Origin of the sequence: Arthrobacter sp. Helios (assembly GCF_023167125.1) — a bacterium.
GTDB classification, from domain to species: Bacteria; Actinomycetota; Actinomycetes; order Actinomycetales; family Micrococcaceae; genus Arthrobacter_B; species Arthrobacter_B luteolus.
Map to the genome: position 1 here is coordinate 1876698 of NZ_CP095402.1, position 17839 is coordinate 1894536.

Below are 17839 nucleotides of genomic sequence, written 5' to 3' on the forward strand. Positions count from 1 at the left end.
GCAGTCTGTGCCGCCGGGCTGATGCCGGCCGGCCGGCTAGGTGCGGACCGGAAGCGTGGCCGGTTTGAAGGACGGACGGAGGGTTTCAAACGCCGTGATGTCGGCTTCATGCCGCAGGGTCAGCCCGATGTCGTCGAGGCCTTCCAGCAGCCGCCACCGGGTGTAATCGTCAATCTGGAAGGGGGCGGTGACGCTGCCGCAGACCACGGTCCGCGCTTGGAGGTCAACGGTCACTTCGGTGCCCGGCGAGTTTTCCAGAACCTTCCAGATAAGCTCAATGTCGTCCTGGGCGACCTGCGCCGCCACCAGTCCCTGCTTGCCGGAGTTGCCCCGGAAAATGTCCGCGAAGCGGGAGGACAGAACGGCCCGGAAACCATAGTCCTTCAGCGCCCACACCGCGTGCTCGCGGGAGGAACCGGTGCCAAAGTCGGGACCGGCCACCAGGACGGAGCCGGCGCTGTACGGTTCCCGGTTCAGGATGAAGTCAGGGTTCTTCCGCCATCCGGCGAAGAGGGCGTCTTCGAAGCCGGTGCGGGTGATCCGCTTGAGGTACACAGCGGGGATGATCTGGTCAGTGTCCACATCGCTCTGGCGCAGCGGAACACCGATGCCGGTGTGCGTGGTGATCTTTTCCATGGTCTTCTCCTAGGCTGCAGCGGTGGCGGTGGTACCGGCGGCCGCGCCGGGCAGGGGGTCAAGGTCCGACGGCGAACTCAGCGTTCCGCGGACGGCCGTCGCGGCGGCCACGACCGGAGAGACGAGGTGGGTGCGTCCGCCCTTACCCTGGCGTCCTTCAAAGTTGCGGTTGGAGGTGGAGGCGCAGCGCTCCCCCGGCTCCAGCTGGTCCGGGTTCATGCCCAGGCACATGGAGCAGCCGGCAAAACGCCATTCGGCGCCGAAGTCCTTGAACACCTGGTCCAGGCCCTCGGCCTCGGCTTCGAGGCGGACCCGGGCTGAACCGGGCACCACCATCATGCGGATGTTCGGGTCCTTCTGCCGTCCGCGGATGATGTCCGCCGCAATGCGCAGGTCCTCGATCCGGCTGTTGGTGCAGGAGCCGAGGAACACGGTGTCCACCCGGATCTCCTTCATGGGTGTGCCGGGCTGCAGGTCCATATAGTCCAGGGCACGCTCGGCAGCTGCCTTGGCGTTCTCATCACCGAAGTCCTCGGGCGAAGGGACCGCGCCGGAAAGCGAAATCCCCTGCCCGGGGTTGGTTCCCCAGGTGACAAACGGCTCGAGTTCATCCGCGTCGAGGAACACCTCGGCGTCGAACTCCGCATCCGGGTCGGTGACCAGGGATTTCCAGTGCTCGACGGCGGCGTCCCAGTCCGCGCCCTGCGGCGCGTGCGGCTTGCCTTTGAGATAGGCGAATGTCGTTTCGTCCGGCGCAACCATGCCGGCACGGGCACCGGCTTCGATGGACATGTTGCAGATGGTCATGCGCGCTTCCATGGACAGCGAACGGATGGCCGATCCGCGGTATTCCAGGACATAGCCCTGGCCGCCGCCGGTGCCGATCTTCGCGATAACCGCCAGGATGATGTCCTTGGACGTAACCCCCGGACGCAGGGTGCCTTCCACATTGATGGCCATGGTCTTGAACGGCTTCAGGGACAGCGTCTGTGTGGCCATCACGTGCTCGACCTCTGAGGTGCCGATGCCCATGGCCAGGGCTCCGAAGGCACCGTGGGTGGAGGTGTGCGAATCTCCGCACACCACCGTGAGCCCGGGCTGGGTCAGGCCCAGCTGCGGCCCGACCACGTGCACGATTCCCTGCTCCGCGTCGCCCAGCGGGTGCAGCCGCACACCGAACTCGGCGCAGTTGGCCCGCAGGGTTTCAATCTGCGTCCGGCTCACCGGATCGGCGATCGGCTTGTCGATCGCCAGCGTAGGCGTGTTGTGGTCCTCGGTGGCGATGGTCAGGTCCGGGCGCCGCAGCTTCCGGCCGGCGAGGCGCAGTCCTTCGAAGGCCTGCGGCGAGGTCACCTCATGGACGAGGTGGAGGTCGATGTAGAGAAGGTCCGGTGCACCGTCCTCGCCCTTGGCGACCACATGGCCGTCCCACACCTTCTCCGCGAGCGTTCTGCCCGCTGCATGCTCTCCCATGACCATGTGCTCCTCGCTGATGTAGCTCCGCCGGACAGTGCGCCCGGGCCGGAATCCTGATGGAATTAAGAGAAGCAGCACCCCGCCCGCGGCGCCAGTTTTCCCACTTGCATCTCAGATACTGAGACGGCAGTATCATCCTATGGACAATTCTAGCGGCGTCGGAGTCATCGACAAGGCCGCCATGGTACTTGACGCGCTCGAGGCCGGACCCACATCACTCGCCCAGCTGGTTGCCGCCACCGGACTGGCCCGGCCGACAGTGCACCGCCTTGCGCTGGCGCTCGTGCACCACCGGCTCGTGGGCCGGGACATTCAGGGGCGGTTCGTCCTGGGCAGCCGGCTCGTGGAGCTCGCTTCCGCTGCAGGTGAGGACCGGCTGATCGCCTCCGCCGGCCCGGTCCTGCTGGCCCTGCGCGACGCAACGGGCGAGAGTTCCCAGGTCTTCCGGCGCCAGGGTGAATGGCGGGTCTGTGTGGCCTCGGCCGAACGTCCCATCGGCCTGCGGGACACGATTCCCGTTGGCACCCAGCTCTCCATGAAGGCGGGCTCTGCCGCCCAGGTCCTCCTGGCCTGGGAGGACCATGACAGGCTCCTGGAAGGGCTGCAGCACGCAAGGTTTACGCCAACTGTCCTCGCCGGGGTCCGGCGCCGCGGGTGGGCGCAGAGCCTTGGCGAACGCGAGCCGGGCGTTGCCTCGGTGTCGGCGCCGGTCCGCGGACCTTCGGGCCGTGTCATCGCCGCCATCTCCATCTCCGGCCCGATCGAACGGCTGACCCGTCAGCCGGGCCGCATTCATGCCGAAGTGGTCAGCCGGGCTGCCGGGCAGCTCACCGAGGCTCTGCGGGCCAACTCCGAGTAGCCGGACTAACCCCAGGGTGCCCGGCAGCCTATCCTGAAACCCTCTGGTTCTAGGAGCGGCGATGAAACGGGTACGTGTTCTCTGGCATATCATCCGCATTACCGGAGCCGATGTGTTTGTTTTCGGCTTCCTGATCGTCTACGGCAGCGCCGCCTTGATACTGCCGCGCTTTGAACCGGGGATACCAACTGTCGGTGATTCACTCTGGTATCTCTTCGTGTCCTTTACGACCATCGGTTTTGGCGACTTCGTTGCCGTTACGCTGATTGGGCGGCTCATCACTGTTTTTGTTGCCCTTTACGGGATTCTCGTCGTTGCGCTGGCCACCGGTGTGATCGTCGGCTTTTACAACGAGCTGCTCCGGGCCCGGACCAAGGACAGCCTGCGGGAGTTCATCAGCGAGCTGGAGCAGCTGCCGGACCTCACTAAGGAGCAGCTGGCCGACCTGGCTGCCCGGGTCAAGGAACGCCACATCCTGGGCTAGCCCGGAGCTCCGCTGCCTGCGCTTCGGGTAGTGCCCCCGGATCACCCTGCGAAATGGTCCCAGCCTGCGGCCGACGGCACCTTTCCGTCGACAGTCACGGCGCCCGCGCCGATCCCGGTTTCACGTCCCGCCTGCATCACGGAGCCGATCCGCCGGAAACCCCGCGGCAACGACTCGCCTGGCGTGAATGCCGCCAACAGTCCGTGGTCCTCTCCCCCGCCCAGGACCCAATCCATGGGGTTCCTCCCAAGCCTCCGGGCAACCTCTTGCAGCTGATCGGCCTCGTGCAGCAGTGCAGCGGAATTCAGATCAATGCGGAGACCGGAAGCGGAGGCCAGCCGGCCGGCGTCGCGCACCACACCGTCGGAAATGTCCATCATGGCATGTGCTCCCGCTTTGGCGGCCGCCGGACCGGCGGCCAGGGGCGGGCACGGCCTCGACTGGGCTGCCGCTAGTGCCCGCTCAGCGGCATCCAGCGATCCGTAGCCGAGCGGGCTATCCAGCAGCGCCAGGCCGGCTGCCGCATGCCCCAGCACACCGCAGACCGCCACGACGTCGCCGGGCCGGGATCCTGAGCGCAGCACAGGGTCCCTGCCGCGCAGGTCACCGGTGACCGCTGCCGTCACCACCAGGATTTCGCCGCGGCCCAAGTCTCCACCGGCCACCACGCAGTCCTCGGCTCCGAGCGCCCGCAGGGCTGCCGACAGCCCGTCCGCCAGGCCTTCGACCCAGGTCAGCCTGGTGTCCGGCGGCAGAGTCAGGCTAACCACCAGCGACGTGGGGACTGCACCCATCGCATTGATGTCGGAGAGATTCTGCGCCGCGCACTTCCACCCGACGTCGTACCCCGTGGTCCGGTAGCCGCCAGGCCATTCCAAGCGGAAATCCTGGTCCTGGACCAGGGTGTCAATCGAGATCGCTGCCCGTCCGTCCGGGGCAGCCAGCAGCGCTGCGTCGTCGCCGGGTCCCAGAAGCGCTTTCCCGGAACCCAGCCGGGGAAAAATCCGGGCCAGCAGCTCCGCTTCGCTCAGCTCGCCTGCATACCGGGGATACTCTGCCACTGTCTGGGTCCTTTGTCTTCGGCTGTATTTGCCGGCCTGTGCGGATCCGGCCGGGTCTGGTCCTGGTGCGCCGCGTCCAGATTTGCCATGTTTCGGGAGTGCCGGCCGGTACGCTCGCCTGCATGAAGACAGACCAGCTGACCACCTACGCCATCCTACTTCGCGGGGTGAACGTAGGCGGAGTGACCGTAAAGATGGAGGCCCTCCGCGGAACCCTTTCCCGGCTGCCCGTCCGGGGTGTCCGGACTGTGCTGGCCAGCGGGAACGCCGTGGTGGCGTCGGCGCTGTCTGCTGCGGAGCTCAAGGCAGCAGCGGAAGGTGCCCTGCGCGAGGACTTCGGCTACGAGGCCTGGGTGGTTGTTGTGTCACTGGACCGGCTGCGTGAGCTGGCTGCCGCAGTACCCTATCCGGCGGATGATCCCACGACACACGCCTATGTGACCTTCGGGTCGGATACCGGGATTCTCTCCGAGCTCTTCGACGCGGCCGCCGAAGCAGGGGCTGAACAGATCCGTATTGGGCCGGAAGCCACTGCCTGGCCCTGTCCTAAGGGTGCGACGCTGGATTCCCCGCTCGCGCAGATCAGTTCAAAACCGAGATACAAATCCAACACGACGACTAGGAACCTTCGGACTCTACACAAGATAATCAGCTCTGCGGAGCAGGCCGCCTAAATCCGAAGACCCAGCTGTTCATACACTTTTAGATACTCACCCGCGTTGCTGTTCCAACTCCGCTGGCTGCGTACCCACTCAGCCCCTCGCTGGGCCAGGGCTTGACGCCGTTCAGGGTCATTCACTAAACCGGTCAAAACTTTCGCAAGGTTTTCCGCATCTCCCGCCCTGAAAAGTTCAGCCGCACCGCTGTCTTCAGCAATTTCCCGCAATGCTTCCACATCCGACATAACAACGGTACGGCCCGTGCTGAATGCTTCAAAAGGCTTGAGGGGAGTCACGAGCTGGCATACAGCAGCCGGCCTACGCGGAACGACAAATATATCAATGACACTGTAATAGCGCAGGACATCTGCATGAGGAACCCGGCCTACGAAGACGACTTCTGTCATCCCGGAATCAGCCGCTTGTTTCACCAGTTCCGGCAGAACGGGGCCGTCGCCCACAATTATCAACTTCAAGGGAAGATTAACCGAATCACTAAGAACACGGAAGGCTTCAATTAGAGTTCCAATACCCTCATATTCGACGATGGACGAGATGTATCCAATAGTCACACAGCCGTCCACCCCAAGCTCGTCCGTCAAGGACTTATCTCTACCAAGAATTGGAAACTCAACGGCACTAACAGCATTTGGCACCAGCGCAATTCGGTCACCCCGAACTCCGTCCTCAGATATTCGTTTTTTCATGACCCGCGCCAATGTAAAAACCATCCTGGCGCGACTTCTCGCCTCTTCCTCCCGCTCTTTCCTGAGCACATATGCTTCAGGGAGCCCCCAGCGGGCTTCCACATCCACCCAGTTCATGCCGAAACGCTGTTCGACTCGAGACAGCCATGATTCTTCCCAGAATCCCCTGCTCTCATAAACTACTGGTATTCCAAAAAAGTCCCCGACAGCCTGTGCAGAGATGGCATTGAAAAAGTCCGAATGTGCATGCAGCACTGAGGGGCGGATCTCCCTGACCAGAGAGACGAGGCCGGCGATGTTCTCGTCGAGCCATTGCTCCAAAATCACGGTGTTTCGGCGGTTTCCAGGAATTGTGTAATACGAGATACCATCAATGATCTCGAGAGCCTGCACTGAAGTGAGCGGGGGTTCTCCTGATTGAGAAACGACAGATACGCGGAGGCCGGCGTCTCGCTGTGCCAGCGCGGTGTAATGAGTTCGCAGCGTATATCCGGTCTGCACACCGGGGAGAGCCTTCCCCACGACATGCAGTACGTGATTCCGGTCCGGCTCAAGCGTTTCATGCGCATGCCCCAGTTTTGGTTCGTACCGGCCTCGAAATACTTCAAGCTCGTTTCGGCGCCGAGCCAGTGCATCTCGATCACTTTCGGACTTCGTGAGTGCCACCACACCTTCGAATACGTGAAGACTCTTTTCCAGATATCCGATACTGCGGAGGCCATTCGCAAGTTTCCTCCGTGCAGAGAGGGACAAAACGTCGAAGGCATCATAAGTGGATAACAGCCAGTACGTTGTCAGATCATCGTACTGGTCAAATCTTTTTGACATGATCTTGAGTTCGTCACGGGTGAAAATATCGACACAAGATCCTACTTGGACTGCCATCCTTAGGAGTTGGTGAAGAACTTCTTCGCGTCGGCTCAGATCTTTATCGATACGAGCTGTGAGCTGTTGGAAGTTCTCCTGAAGACGAAGAATATCGTTTTTATTTCCGTGCAGTGCCGAAGATACTCTTTGAACTATTTTCTCTTCTGCTTCAGTCGCAATGGAATCACGCACCTGCCGCATAGATACACGCAGGAACCGCCTAATGCTGTAAACGACAGCAATATTCACCGCTCCTACAGCACAAATAACAGCAAATCCAATAAGCACTGGAACCGTAACGCTCGAGAGGCGCCAATTCAACGAAACGAAAAACGTGCCGGCAACGAAGGCGGTCAACCCAAAAACGAATGAGAGTATAAATAATAAGACTATCCGTCTATCCGACAGGATTTCAAACTGAACTTTTGACATATAACTCTCTAATCGTTCCGTCTTTTTCCTCGAAGCTTGGGGCAACCCAGCCCGTGCCCCGGTTGTTCTGGCCAGATTTTTCGGCGCTGGGCAGGTGCTCGAAGGGCTGGATAGCGCCAGTTCTATGTGTGCCACTTCCTGGTTTGCCAAGCCGAAGGATCGACACGCATGCCATCCTGAGGCGCATCTGCGACCGCCTACCGTGGGTGAACATTCTTGAGAGCGGGGAGTCTAGGGACCGTCCAGCCATCTTCTGACGTCCGCAGGAACGCTGACCGCGGGCAAAATACTTAGATTCATGCCCCCCTGCGCAATTTCTGGAAGGGCCATAAGAGCCCATTCCCCTGCTGTGGGCGATCCGCACGTCATCCGGGCCTGGAGCCTCGGTGGTCTCGGTTAGGTGAGGACTGGCCGTGCTCCAGTGCCAGTGTTTCCCTGCTTGGGCCTGGTGATCCTGTGCCGAGATGGTTAGGGAAAGAAAGGTGCTAGGGATATTCCTCGCTCGTTCTGCGGTCTCCATGGTACGAGAGACAAAAATGGCCTTGGACTGATGTCCAAGACCATTTCTCATATGTGACCCCAGCGGGATTCGAACCCGCGTTACCGCCGTGAGAGGGCAGCGTACTAGGCCGCTATACGATGGGGCCGTGTACAGTGCTTGAAGCTAAGACGCTTCCGCACTTCCTAGTCGATCCTACGGAACGACCTGAAGAGTATTTCATACTCTTCCCGTGGAGACCAAATCGGGCCTAAACCCATCATTGATTACCGCTGGGATACCAGGACTCGAACCTAGAATGTCGGTACCAGAAACCGATGTGTTGCCAATTACACCATATCCCAATGCGCTTATCCGGGCTGCTTCGGAAGCTTCAACTCCCTGTGCAACCCCTCAGCACGAGAAATAACTATACACGGGTTTCGAGGGAAGTACAAAACGGGCCGGCCTACCTCGCTGCACCTGCCCTCAGTCACTTCTTGGAGCCCAGACACAGCGCGGGCACTGCCTTTAACGAATCGATGACCCGGAGGCCGGAGTGCTCCTCCCGCACGGGGACGTCGCCGCTGCGCTCAAGCCAGATCCCCCGCAGGCCGGCATTCTGCGCCCCAACAGCGTCCACCACGGGGTTGTCCCCCACATAGAGTGTCTGGGCCGGATCGGTTCCGAGCAGGCGCACGCCCTCAAGGAAGATCGCCGGATCCGGTTTCGCGGCACCCACGGTATCTATGCCCACCAGGAGCTCAACCCGCTGCAGCCCAGCGGCATCAAGCTTGGCCCGCTGGTAGTCATGCACGTTGTTGCTCACCGCGCCGTAGGGAATGCCAAGCGCATCCAACTCGTCCAGCACCGCAGTGACGTCGTCGAACGCCCGAAAGTGCTGAGGCAGCACCTGCTCGTACGCGGCGTTCCAGGCCTCCTCGGCGGCGTCGTCGAAGGCCGGCAGTCCGTGGGCTTGCTGCGCGTGTGCCACCCGCAGCAGCCGCTGCCGAGTAAAGCTGAGCTCCCCGGTCAGATACTTGTCGTAGTAGCCAAGGGGATCAGCGGCGTAGAGGTGCTGGTAGGCAGCCCAATCCTGTTCCGTGAAGTGCGCCAGGTCCGGGGCGCTGATGGCACGGAGTGTGCTGCCCATGGCGGCGCGGAGGTCCACAAGGGTCTCGTCGATATCAAAGAGCACACCGGTGGACGCTCCGCCCCGCAAATCACCCATGTTCGGCTCAGGCCTCCGCAGCGCGGAACGCGCGGATGCGTGCCAGCGACGAGTCCTTGCCCAGGATCACCATGGACTCGAACAGCGGCGGCGAGATCCGGCGGCCGGAAACGGCGGTGCGGACCGGGCCAAAGGCGAGGCGCGGCTTGATGCCCATGTCTTCCACGAGCGCCTGGCGCAGGGCAGCCTGAATGTTCTCGGCGGTCCAGTCCTCGACCGGTTCCAGCGCAGCGAGAGTGGCATCGAGCACCTCGCCGAGGTTCGCCGGCAGGCCCTTCCGTGCGTCATCCGCCACATCAATGGCATCGTCGGCTTTGAAGAGGAACCCGAGCATGTCCGGTGCCTCCCCCAGCAGGGTAATGCGTTCCTGGACCAGCGGCGCTGCCTCGGTGAGGATTTCCTCCTGCCGCGGCGTCAGCGTTTCCTCCACCAGTCCTGCGTGCTGCAGGTACGGCACCAGGCGGTTCCGGAAGTCGGAAGCCTCCAGCATGCGCACATGCGTGCCGTTGATGGCCTCGGCCTTCTTCAGGTCAAAGCGGGCCGGGTTGGAGAGAACGTCGTGGATATCGAAATTCTTGATCAGTTCATCCACGCCGAAGATGTCCTCGTCAGCGGACAGCGACCAGCCCAGGAGCGAGAGGTAGTTCAGCAGGCCCTCGGGGATGAACCCGCGTTCGCGGTGGAGGAAGAGGCTGGACTCGGGATCGCGCTTGGAGAGCTTCTTGTTGCCGGCCCCCATAACGTACGGCAGGTGCCCGAACAGCGGCATGTACTCCGCCACTCCAACGTCGATCAGCGCCCGGTACAGGGCAATCTGGCGCGGTGTGGAGGAGAGCAGGTCTTCGCCGCGCAGTACATGGGTGATACCCATCAGCGCGTCGTCCACTGGGTTGACCAGAGTGTAGAGCGGCGCACCGTTGGCGCGGACCACCACGAAGTCGGGAACGGTGCCGGCCTTGAAGGTGATTTCGCCGCGGACCATGTCGGTGAACGTGATGTCCTCGTCCGGCATCCGCACGCGCAGCACGGGCTCGCGGCCTTCGGCCTTGAACGCCGCAATCTGCTCTTCGGTCAGGCTGCGGTCGAAGTTGTCGTACCCCAGTTTGATGTCCCGGCCGGCAGCACGGTGACGGGCCTCGATTTCCTCCGGAGTGGAGTAGGACTCGTACAGGTGCCCGGCATCCTTGAGCTTGCGGATGACCTCCTGGTAGATCTCCCCGCGCTGCGACTGCCGGTACGGTGCGTGCGGGCCGCCAACTTCAACGCCTTCATCCCAGGTGATGCCCAGCCAGCCCAGCGCATCGAGCAGCTGATGGTAGCTTTCTTCGCTGTCCCGGGCTGCGTCGGTGTCCTCGATGCGGAACACCATGGTGCCGCCGGTGTGCTTGGCGTAGGCCCAGTTGAACAGGGCGGTACGGACCAGCCCGACGTGCGGGGTACCCGTGGGAGACGGGCAGAAGCGCACGCGCACCGGCGTGCTGTCGTTGACGGTGGGAAGATCGGCAAGGGAAGAAGGCTCTGTAGTCATGATTCCCCCAGTTTAGTCGCTGCGGGCAAACCCTTATCCGGCGGCGGCCCGAAGCAGCAGGAAAACCCCGCCACCCACCAGCGCTCCAGCCGCGGCAGATGCGAGCAGCCGGCGTCGACCCGCGTTAACCAGCAGCAGCGCCACGGCGCAGGCTGCACCCAACCCTGCTGCCACAGCCAGACCAGGAAGCCCGGGGATGGCTGATGCCGCCAGGACAGGCAGAATAACGACGCCGGCGCCCAGGCTCAGCGCCGGCCAGTCCGGCCGCCGCGTCCGGGGCAGCAGCAGGGTAACGGTGTAGGAGGCAATCATCGCGAAGACGACGGCGGCCAGCTCCCGCGGACCGTCGAGCCAAAGGATGAGGCGCAGGAGCATAAAGCACAGCGCGCCGGCACCCAGGATCACTGGCCCGGCACCGGCGCGCGCGATGGAATGGCGCAGGTCGCCCCTCCGGTCGAGCGTCCGCACAAGCACCCAGGGAAAAACAATAACCAGCAGCACGGTGCCGGCGCCCCAAAACCAGGGCGCCGCCGTCGTACCGGTTCCAGTCCCTGCCGCCGTGCCGGCACCGGTGAACGGCGCCAGCATCAGGGCGGCTGCCCAGACTATTCCGGGCGCCAGGGAAGCGCCGCGGAGCTGGGCAGGTGCCGCCATCATTCCCCCAGAAGCGCCGGGCGCAGATTAGGCCCGGACGATATTCGCCAGCGTACCGATGCCCTCGACCTGCACTTCAATGCGCTGGCCTTCAGTGATGAGGCCGACGCCGGCAGGGGTTCCGGTCAGGATGACATCGCCCGGCAGCAGCGTGAAGGCTTGGGAAACATAGGCTACGAGTTCCTTGACGCCCCAGATCATCTGGTCGGTGTTGCCGTTCTGGACCTGCTCGCCGTCCAGGAACGCGCGCACCGCGAGGTTGTCCGTGTCCAGTTCGGTCTCGATCCACGGACCGATGGGGCAGGAGGTGTCGAAGCCCTTGGCCCGCGCCCACTGGTCGTCGGTTCGCTGGGCGTCGCGGGCGGTCAGGTCGTTGGCGCAGGTGTAGCCGAAAACGACTTCGTCGACCCGGTCCAGCGGAACGTCCTTGCAGATGCGGCCAATAACAACGGCCAGCTCCGCCTCGTAGGAAACCTCTTCGGAGAAGGAGGGCAGCACGATCGGATCGTTCGGCCCAATCACGGAGGTGTTGGGCTTGAGGAACATCAGGGGCGCCGGAGGAACGTCATTGCCCATTTCAGCGACATGATCGGCGTAATTCCGGCCGATGCCCACCACTTTGCTGCGCGGGATAATCGGCGCGAGGAGCCGCACGTCCTCCAGCTTGTGCCGCTCCCCCGTGAGCTGCACGCCGGAGAAGAAGGGATCACCCTTAATAACCGCAATTTCTTCGAAACCTTCTTCGCCGTCGACGACGCCGAAAGCAGGGTCACTGTCCTGGATAAACCGAGCAATACGCATGTTTCCAAGCGTAGTCGAGAAAGGTGCCCGGGAATGCGCTGCTGCCGGCGGTCCGGCCGGCAGCAGCGCATTCGGGAACGGCGTCCTCTACTGATTGCGGCGCCGCAGAGCGGATCCGAGGACCAGCAGCGTGCCCGTCAGGAGGATCCCGCCTCCCATCAGGGCCATTTCAGTGGTGAGTGCCGCTCCGGTCTGGGGCAGCTTTGCCTGTCCCCGCCCCGTGAAGGTGTTGACTGCTTCAAGCGAAACACTTTCTCCCCCCATGACAGTCACTGGGTCCGGCAGGTCGACGGTCACCAGGACGGCACTGTTCTGGCCCGATTCTTCCTCGCGGATGAAACACGTTGAGCCCGCAGGAATGTCCGGGTAGGACCGGCTGACCGCAGCTGTGCTGCCTGCGGGAATCAGGATCGTGTCCCTCACTGTGCCGTCGCAGATAACGCTCAGGACTACACGGTCCTGAAGGCCCGCTGCGGCCCCGGCAAGGCTCTTGGTCACGATCAGCTGGCCGTAAATGAACTGGACATCGTTGACCAGTTCGGCAACCGCGGTATTCCCTGATGTGATTTGAACAGTGATTGTTTCGCCGGCGGTGACAGTCACAACCTCATTCGCACCTGTGACTTCCTCGCTAACCGTGCACAGAGCACCATCAGCAATTCCTTCAAAGGCTTGGGTATATACGCCAGCAGGAGTCCCGGCGGGAATGGTGAAGGAGCCGGGGAGCCCGGCACCGCAGTCCACGTTGACGACTATGTCCCCTTGGTTGCCCGCCCCGGCGCCGGTAATCGTCTTAGCCACCGTCAAGGATCCAGGGTCCACCTGCAGGTGGGAAAACAAAGCGGTGTCGTTGGCGCCCAGCTGACTCGTGGCCGCGAGGATCAGCGGCTGGGCCGCACCGGGGTTCCCTTGTGCCAGGTACACACTCCCCGCCTGGACGCTCACGTTGGCTACAGCCCCCAGGGCGCCGGACGATGGCCCCGTCGTGTTGTTCTGCACCCACAATTGCGTTCCAGGGAGCACCTGAGATCCGCTGGCGAGGGCGTCTCCCCCAGTCTGCGCCGTGTGAAGTGTAAACCCATCGGGAACCGTCACCGTCACAACGTCCACGTTCTCCCCGTTGACGGTAAAGGGACCAGCCCGCGTTCCCATATCGGCCGACGCCGTTTCGGGCGTGATTTCGATTCCGGGTACCGCTGGCTCAAGGACCGGTCCGTTTGCCTGGGCGGCAGCAACGATTGCGGCCACCGCTCCCCGGATGTCAGTTTGAGCTGTGTCGACCACGTATCCATCGGTGAAATACCAGATGGCTGCCTGCACGGCGGCAGCCTGCTGGTCAGCAGTCAACCCGGCCGGCTGCGGCATCATTGGATAGTAGTTGTTGAGGATGAACGTCACGTACCCGATATTCGGCACGTTGGACTCTGCCCAGGAGTCCAACTGATATTCGATACCTACGCCGGTTTCCAGATAGACGTTGATACAGTACATCTGGACCGGCTGTCCCTCGGCGCTGACCGCATTAACGATCCCGGCGAAAGTGTCGATGTCTACATAGTCCGCCGGATTCTCCGCCGGGTATTCGGCGGTCGGGTCCATACCGCTGCCCTGCCCGGGATGCAGCCCTTGGATCTCTAGACCGGGACCAAAGCCGGTGACCTCCAACGCCGGCAGTGGCTCAACAGCCATCGCGTTCAAGGGGCCTGCCATCAAGAGGCCGGAGGTAATTAGCCCCGCTAAGAGTGCACGCCATACAGGCACCCGTTTACGTCTAACTGACTGTCCGTTGGCCTTGGACAGCGACAAAAAAGATCTCATGGACATCGACTCCTGCGTTAGCTGTTTTTCGACGCCGCAACCGAGACTTTGCGGCCTATCGGAGCACTTCCGCCCCCACGAATCCGCGAGGGTACTGGAAATCAGCGGCCAGCGACAGCGCAAATAGATGTGCACTTGGCTACAAAAGGGTTGCTAAACAGATAACGCAGGTTTAAATCTGACCGATTTCCTGCCCAGGAGTGCAGAACAGCAGGCGAGGCGGGAGCAGGGGGTGTGTGGGGGGGACATCCGCGGGTTAAGCGGGGTTAAACAGGTCAGGCCCCGCACCAAGGGTGCGGGGCCTGAACCCGGACCACCCCACAAAGGGGGGTGGCCTTGAAATGATTGTCCGGCGGTGACCTACTCTCCCACACCCTCCCGGGTGCAGTACCATCGGCGCTGCGGGTCTTAGCTTCCGGGTTCGGAATGGGACCGGGCGTTTCCCCCGCGCTGTGACCGCCGTAACCCTTCCAACCCAAACCCCTCTTGCTGCCGGCATCATCCCGAAAAGGAGGATGCGGTGGCGGGGGGCGGGTAAATCTGTGGTGGATTACACGGGTACCGTGTATTCAATTATTTGTTCCCTGGAATAACAACCCAACGGGTTGTTGTCCGGGAACCACATAGTGGACGCAAGCAGCATGATCATCACACCCCTCTATATTGCGGAACCGTTTGAAGTCGTGTTCCGCCAGAGTGTGTTGTGGTGTAAGTTATCGGCCTATTAGTACCGGTCAGCTTCACGGGTCTTTAGTCCCCGCTTCCACATCCGGCCTATCAACCCAGTGGTCTGGCTGGGGGCCTCTCACACACAAGGTGTATGGAAATCTCATCTCGAAGCAGGCTTCCCGCTTAGATGCTTTCAGCGGTTATCCCATCCGAACGTAGCTAATCAGCGGTGCACTTGGCAGTACAACTGACACACCAGAGGTTCGTCCGTCCCGGTCCTCTCGTACTAAGGACAGCCCTTCTCAAATTTCCTGCGCGCGCAGCGGATAGGGACCGAACTGTCTCACGACGTTCTAAACCCAGCTCGCGTACCGCTTTAATGGGCGAACAGCCCAACCCTTGGGACCTACTCCAGCCCCAGGATGCGACGAGCCGACATCGAGGTGCCAAACCATGCCGTCGATATGGACTCTTGGGCAAGATCAGCCTGTTATCCCCGAGGTACCTTTTATCCGTTGAGCGACGGCCATTCCACAATGTACCGCCGGATCACTAGTCCCGACTTTCGTCCCTGCTTGAGATGTCTCTCTCACAGTCAAGCTCCCTTGTGCACTTACACTCGACACCTGATTGCCAACCAGGCTGAGGGAACCTTTGGGCGCCTCCGTTACTCTTTAGGAGGCAACCGCCCCAGTTAAACTACCCATCAGGCACTGTCCCTGACCCGGATTACGGGCCGAAGTTAGATATCCAGTATGACCAGAGTGGTATTTCAACGATGACTCCACCCGAACTGGCGTCCGGGTCTCACAGTCTCCCACCTATCCTACACAAGCCACACCGAACACCAATACCAAACTATAGTAAAGGTCTCGGGGTCTTTCCGTCCTGCTGCGCGTAACGAGCATCTTTACTCGTACTGCAATTTCGCCGAGTTTATGGTTGAGACAGCGGGGAAGTCGTTACTCCATTCGTGCAGGTCGGAACTTACCCGACAAGGAATTTCGCTACCTTAGGATGGTTATAGTTACCACCGCCGTTTACTGGGGCTTAAATTCCCAGCTTCGCCCGTAAGGGCTAACCGGTCCTCTTAACCTTCCAGCACCGGGCAGGAGTCAGTCCGTATACATCGTCTTGCGACTTCGCACGGACCTGTGTTTTTAGTAAACAGTCGCTTCCCCCTGGTCTCTGCGGCCCACACCCGCTCACGCCAGCAAGTGACGGTCACGGGGCAGGCCCCCCTTCTCCCGAAGTTACGGGGGCATTTTGCCGAGTTCCTTAACCATAATTCTCTCGATCGCCTTAGTATTCTCTACCTGATCACCTGTGTCGGTTTGGGGTACGGGCGGCTAAAACCTCGCGCCGATGCTTTTCTAGGCAGCATAGGATCACCGGATTCCCCCGTTCGGGGGTCCCATCAGATCTCAGGTGCGTCATCAAAGACACAGTGACGGATTTGCCTATCACTGACCCTACATCCTTAGACCAGGACTACCATCGCCTGGCCCGGCTACCTTCCTGCGTCACACCTGTTAATACGCTTACCTCCCGGGTTACGGTCCCGCGCTCCACCAAAAACCGGGTCGCCACAAGGGCGGCCGGTCAGGTATTGGGCGGTTAGTATCCCCCGTTTGGTATGGGCGGTTTTTCGCCGGTACGGGAATATCAACCCGTTGTCCATCGACTACGCCTGTCGGCCTCGCCTTAGGTCCCGACTTACCCAGGGCAGATTAGCTTGACCCTGGAACCCTTGATCATTCGGCGGACGGGTTTCTCACCCGTCTTTCGCTACTCATGCCTGCATTCTCACTCGTGTAGGCTCCACCACTGGTTTACACCGCAGCTTCACTGCCCACACGACGCTCCCCTACCCATCCAGACGGCTGAACCACGAAGGCTTACCAAAAATCTGAATGCCACAACTTCGGCGGTGTACTTGAGCCCCGCTACATTGTCGGCGCGGAATCACTTGACCAGTGAGCTATTACGCACTCTTTCAAGGGTGGCTGCTTCTAAGCCAACCTCCTGGTTGTCTGGGCAACTCCACATCCTTTCCCACTTAGCACACGCTTAGGGGCCTTAGTTGGTGGTCTGGGCTGTTTCCCTCTCGACTATGAAGCTTATCCCCCACAGTCTCACTGCTGCGCTCTCACTTACCGGCATTCGGAGTTTGGCTGACGTCAGTAACCTTGTAGGGCCCATCGGCCATCCAGTAGCTCTACCTCCGGTAAGAAACACGCAACGCTGCACCTAAATGCATTTCGGGGAGAACCAGCTATCACGGAGTTTGATTGGCCTTTCACCCCTACCCACAGCTCATCCCCTCCATTTTCAACTGAAGTGGGTTCGGTCCTCCACGACGTCTTACCGTCGCTTCAACCTGGCCATGGGTAGATCACTCCGCTTCGGGTCTAGATCACGCCACTCACTCGCCCTATTCAGACTCGCTTTCGCTACGGCTTCCCCACACGGGTTAACCTCGCGACGTAACACTAACTCGCAGGCTCATTCTTCAAAAGGCACGCTGTCACAGCTACAAGGCTGCTCCAACGGTTTGTAGGCACACGGTTTCAGGTACTATTTCACTCCCCTCCCGGGGTACTTTTCACCTTTCCCTCACGGTACTTGTCCGCTATCGGTCATCAGGGAGTATTTAGGCTTACCAGGTGGTCCTGGCAGATTCGCACGGGATTTCTCGGGCCCCGTGCTACTTGGGATCCTCTCCAAGCGGCAGCATACATTCCGGTTACGGGGCTAACACCCTCTACGGCCTGGCTTTCAAACCAGTTCACCTATGCACCTGCACTCACTTCACCAATCCGGCAGAACTGGTACGGAAAGTCCCGCAACCCCAGTGATGCAACGCCCGCCGGCTATCACACACCACTGGTTTAGCCTCTTCCGCGTTCGCTCGCCACTACTAACGGAATCACTGTTGTTTTCTCTTCCTGCGGGTACTGAGATGTTTCACTTCCCCGCGTTCCCTCCACGCACCCTATGTGTTCAGATGCGGGTCACCCGGTCACTCGCGCGCCGGGCGGGGTTTCCCCATTCGGACATCCTGGGATCAACGCTCGGTTATCAACTCCCCCAGGCTTATCGCAGATTCCTACGTCCTTCTTCGGCTCCTGATGCCAAGGCATCCACCGTGTGCCCTTAAAAACTTGACCACAAAGATCAATAATTAATATCGCTATCGAGAAAACCACGGTCTCACCAGCCAACCCATCAACCCACCCCCTCAAAGGAGGACAAGCCAACAGACCAACCGGATCTACCAGGTTTTTCTGAAATTGCACTTAATAATTTTTAAGATGCTCGCGTCCACTATGTAGTTCTCAAACAACAACCCCGTCACACCCCTCCACCACCACGTATTTACCGTGACAGTCTCAGACCTGCGCAGGAACAATCAGAAACAACACCGAATCCGTGTCCTTCCAACCACCCGCCGGCACCCGCTCCGCACAAAACGGATC

Annotated in this window: 12 protein-coding genes, 2 tRNA genes and 2 rRNA genes; 3 read left to right on the plus strand and 13 right to left on the minus strand. The window is 61.0% G+C overall.

From position 1 onward, the window contains the following. Positions 1-36: 36 nt before the first annotated feature. Both leuD and leuC read right to left on the minus strand, forming a co-directional pair. The gene (gene leuD, locus ArtHe_RS08425; RefSeq protein WP_248319570.1) at positions 37-636 is read right to left on the minus strand and encodes a 3-isopropylmalate dehydratase small subunit; all 600 of its coding nucleotides are present in this window, start codon (positions 634-636) and stop codon (positions 37-39) included. Positions 637-645: 9 nt separating this feature from the next. Then, on the minus strand, positions 646-2109 hold the full coding sequence (leuC, locus tag ArtHe_RS08430) for a 3-isopropylmalate dehydratase large subunit (protein ID WP_248319571.1): 1464 nt from the start codon (positions 2107-2109) through the stop codon (positions 646-648). A 142-nt stretch (positions 2110-2251) separates the two neighbouring features. Here leuC and ArtHe_RS08435 point away from each other — a divergent pair, with 142 nt between their 5' ends. Both ArtHe_RS08435 and ArtHe_RS08440 read left to right on the plus strand, forming a co-directional pair. Next, positions 2252-2971: an IclR family transcriptional regulator gene (locus tag ArtHe_RS08435; protein WP_248319572.1), complete on the plus strand. Its 720-nt coding sequence runs from the start codon at positions 2252-2254 to the stop codon at positions 2969-2971. 61 nt (positions 2972-3032) lie between these two features. Next, positions 3033-3455 (plus strand): potassium channel family protein, encoded by a 423-nt coding sequence (locus ArtHe_RS08440; protein WP_248319573.1) that lies wholly within the window; start codon positions 3033-3035, stop codon positions 3453-3455. A gap of 41 nt (positions 3456-3496) precedes the next feature. On the opposite strand, the gene ArtHe_RS08445 is transcribed toward ArtHe_RS08440, so the two are convergent. Beyond that, entirely contained in the window at positions 3497-4516 is a 1020-nt protein-coding gene (locus ArtHe_RS08445; RefSeq protein ID WP_248319574.1) for a thiamine-phosphate kinase, read from the minus strand. Between the two features lie 122 nt (positions 4517-4638). On the opposite strand from ArtHe_RS08445, the gene ArtHe_RS08450 reads away from it, so the two are divergent. Further along, positions 4639-5190: a DUF1697 domain-containing protein gene (locus tag ArtHe_RS08450; protein WP_248319575.1), complete on the plus strand. Its 552-nt coding sequence runs from the start codon at positions 4639-4641 to the stop codon at positions 5188-5190. Here ArtHe_RS08450 and ArtHe_RS08455 read toward each other — a convergent pair. From ArtHe_RS08455 to ArtHe_RS08500, 10 genes are all read right to left on the minus strand, one after another. Next, complete coding sequence (locus ArtHe_RS08455; protein WP_248319576.1) at positions 5187-7181, minus strand: glycosyltransferase; 1995 nt, start codon at positions 7179-7181, stop codon at positions 5187-5189. The two genes, ArtHe_RS08450 and ArtHe_RS08455, sit on opposite strands and share 4 nt — an antisense overlap. A gap of 574 nt (positions 7182-7755) precedes the next feature. Beyond that, positions 7756-7828 (minus strand) — tRNA-Glu (locus ArtHe_RS08460). Between the two features lie 124 nt (positions 7829-7952). Beyond that, positions 7953-8024 (minus strand) — tRNA-Gln (locus ArtHe_RS08465). 128 nt (positions 8025-8152) lie between these two features. After that, positions 8153-8890: an HAD family hydrolase gene (locus ArtHe_RS08470; protein WP_248319577.1), complete on the minus strand. Its 738-nt coding sequence runs from the start codon at positions 8888-8890 to the stop codon at positions 8153-8155. 7 nt (positions 8891-8897) lie between these two features. Further along, complete coding sequence (gene gltX / locus ArtHe_RS08475) at positions 8898-10418, minus strand: glutamate--tRNA ligase (protein WP_248319578.1); 1521 nt, start codon at positions 10416-10418, stop codon at positions 8898-8900. 33 nt (positions 10419-10451) lie between these two features. Continuing rightward, the gene (locus ArtHe_RS08480; RefSeq protein ID WP_248319579.1) at positions 10452-11075 is read right to left on the minus strand and encodes a hypothetical protein; all 624 of its coding nucleotides are present in this window, start codon (positions 11073-11075) and stop codon (positions 10452-10454) included. A 24-nt stretch (positions 11076-11099) separates the two neighbouring features. Next, positions 11100-11873 (minus strand): fumarylacetoacetate hydrolase family protein, encoded by a 774-nt coding sequence (locus ArtHe_RS08485; RefSeq protein WP_066303407.1) that lies wholly within the window; start codon positions 11871-11873, stop codon positions 11100-11102. Positions 11874-11960: 87 nt separating this feature from the next. Further along, a complete protein-coding gene (locus ArtHe_RS08490; RefSeq protein ID WP_248319580.1) occupies positions 11961-13562 on the minus strand; it encodes a DUF5979 domain-containing protein in 1602 nt (533 codons plus the stop codon). A gap of 476 nt (positions 13563-14038) precedes the next feature. Then, positions 14039-14155, minus strand: a 5S ribosomal RNA gene (gene rrf / locus ArtHe_RS08495). Positions 14156-14394: 239 nt separating this feature from the next. Continuing rightward, a 23S ribosomal RNA gene (locus ArtHe_RS08500) occupies positions 14395-17530 on the minus strand. Positions 17531-17839 lie beyond the last annotated feature (309 nt).

What these genes read in the sequence shown, in the direction of transcription:
- leuD (WP_248319570.1), bottom strand. Translation starts at nt 636, where the DNA reads ATGGAAAAGATCACCACGCACACCGGCATCGGTGTTCCGCTGCGCCAG.
- leuC (WP_248319571.1), bottom strand. Translation starts at nt 2,109, where the DNA reads ATGGGAGAGCATGCAGCGGGCAGAACGCTCGCGGAGAAGGTGTGGGAC.
- ArtHe_RS08435 (WP_248319572.1), top strand. Translation starts at nt 2,252, where the DNA reads ATGGACAATTCTAGCGGCGTCGGAGTCATCGACAAGGCCGCCATGGTA.
- ArtHe_RS08440 (WP_248319573.1), top strand. Translation starts at nt 3,033, where the DNA reads ATGAAACGGGTACGTGTTCTCTGGCATATCATCCGCATTACCGGAGCC.
- ArtHe_RS08450 (WP_248319575.1), top strand. Translation starts at nt 4,639, where the DNA reads ATGAAGACAGACCAGCTGACCACCTACGCCATCCTACTTCGCGGGGTG.
- ArtHe_RS08455 (WP_248319576.1), bottom strand. Translation starts at nt 7,181, where the DNA reads ATGTCAAAAGTTCAGTTTGAAATCCTGTCGGATAGACGGATAGTCTTA.
- ArtHe_RS08470 (WP_248319577.1), bottom strand. Translation starts at nt 8,890, where the DNA reads ATGGGTGATTTGCGGGGCGGAGCGTCCACCGGTGTGCTCTTTGATATC.
- gltX (WP_248319578.1), bottom strand. Translation starts at nt 10,418, where the DNA reads ATGACTACAGAGCCTTCTTCCCTTGCCGATCTTCCCACCGTCAACGAC.
- ArtHe_RS08480 (WP_248319579.1), bottom strand. Translation starts at nt 11,075, where the DNA reads ATGATGGCGGCACCTGCCCAGCTCCGCGGCGCTTCCCTGGCGCCCGGA.
- ArtHe_RS08485 (WP_066303407.1), bottom strand. Translation starts at nt 11,873, where the DNA reads ATGCGTATTGCTCGGTTTATCCAGGACAGTGACCCTGCTTTCGGCGTC.
- ArtHe_RS08490 (WP_248319580.1), bottom strand. Translation starts at nt 13,562, where the DNA reads ATGGCTGTTGAGCCACTGCCGGCGTTGGAGGTCACCGGCTTTGGTCCC.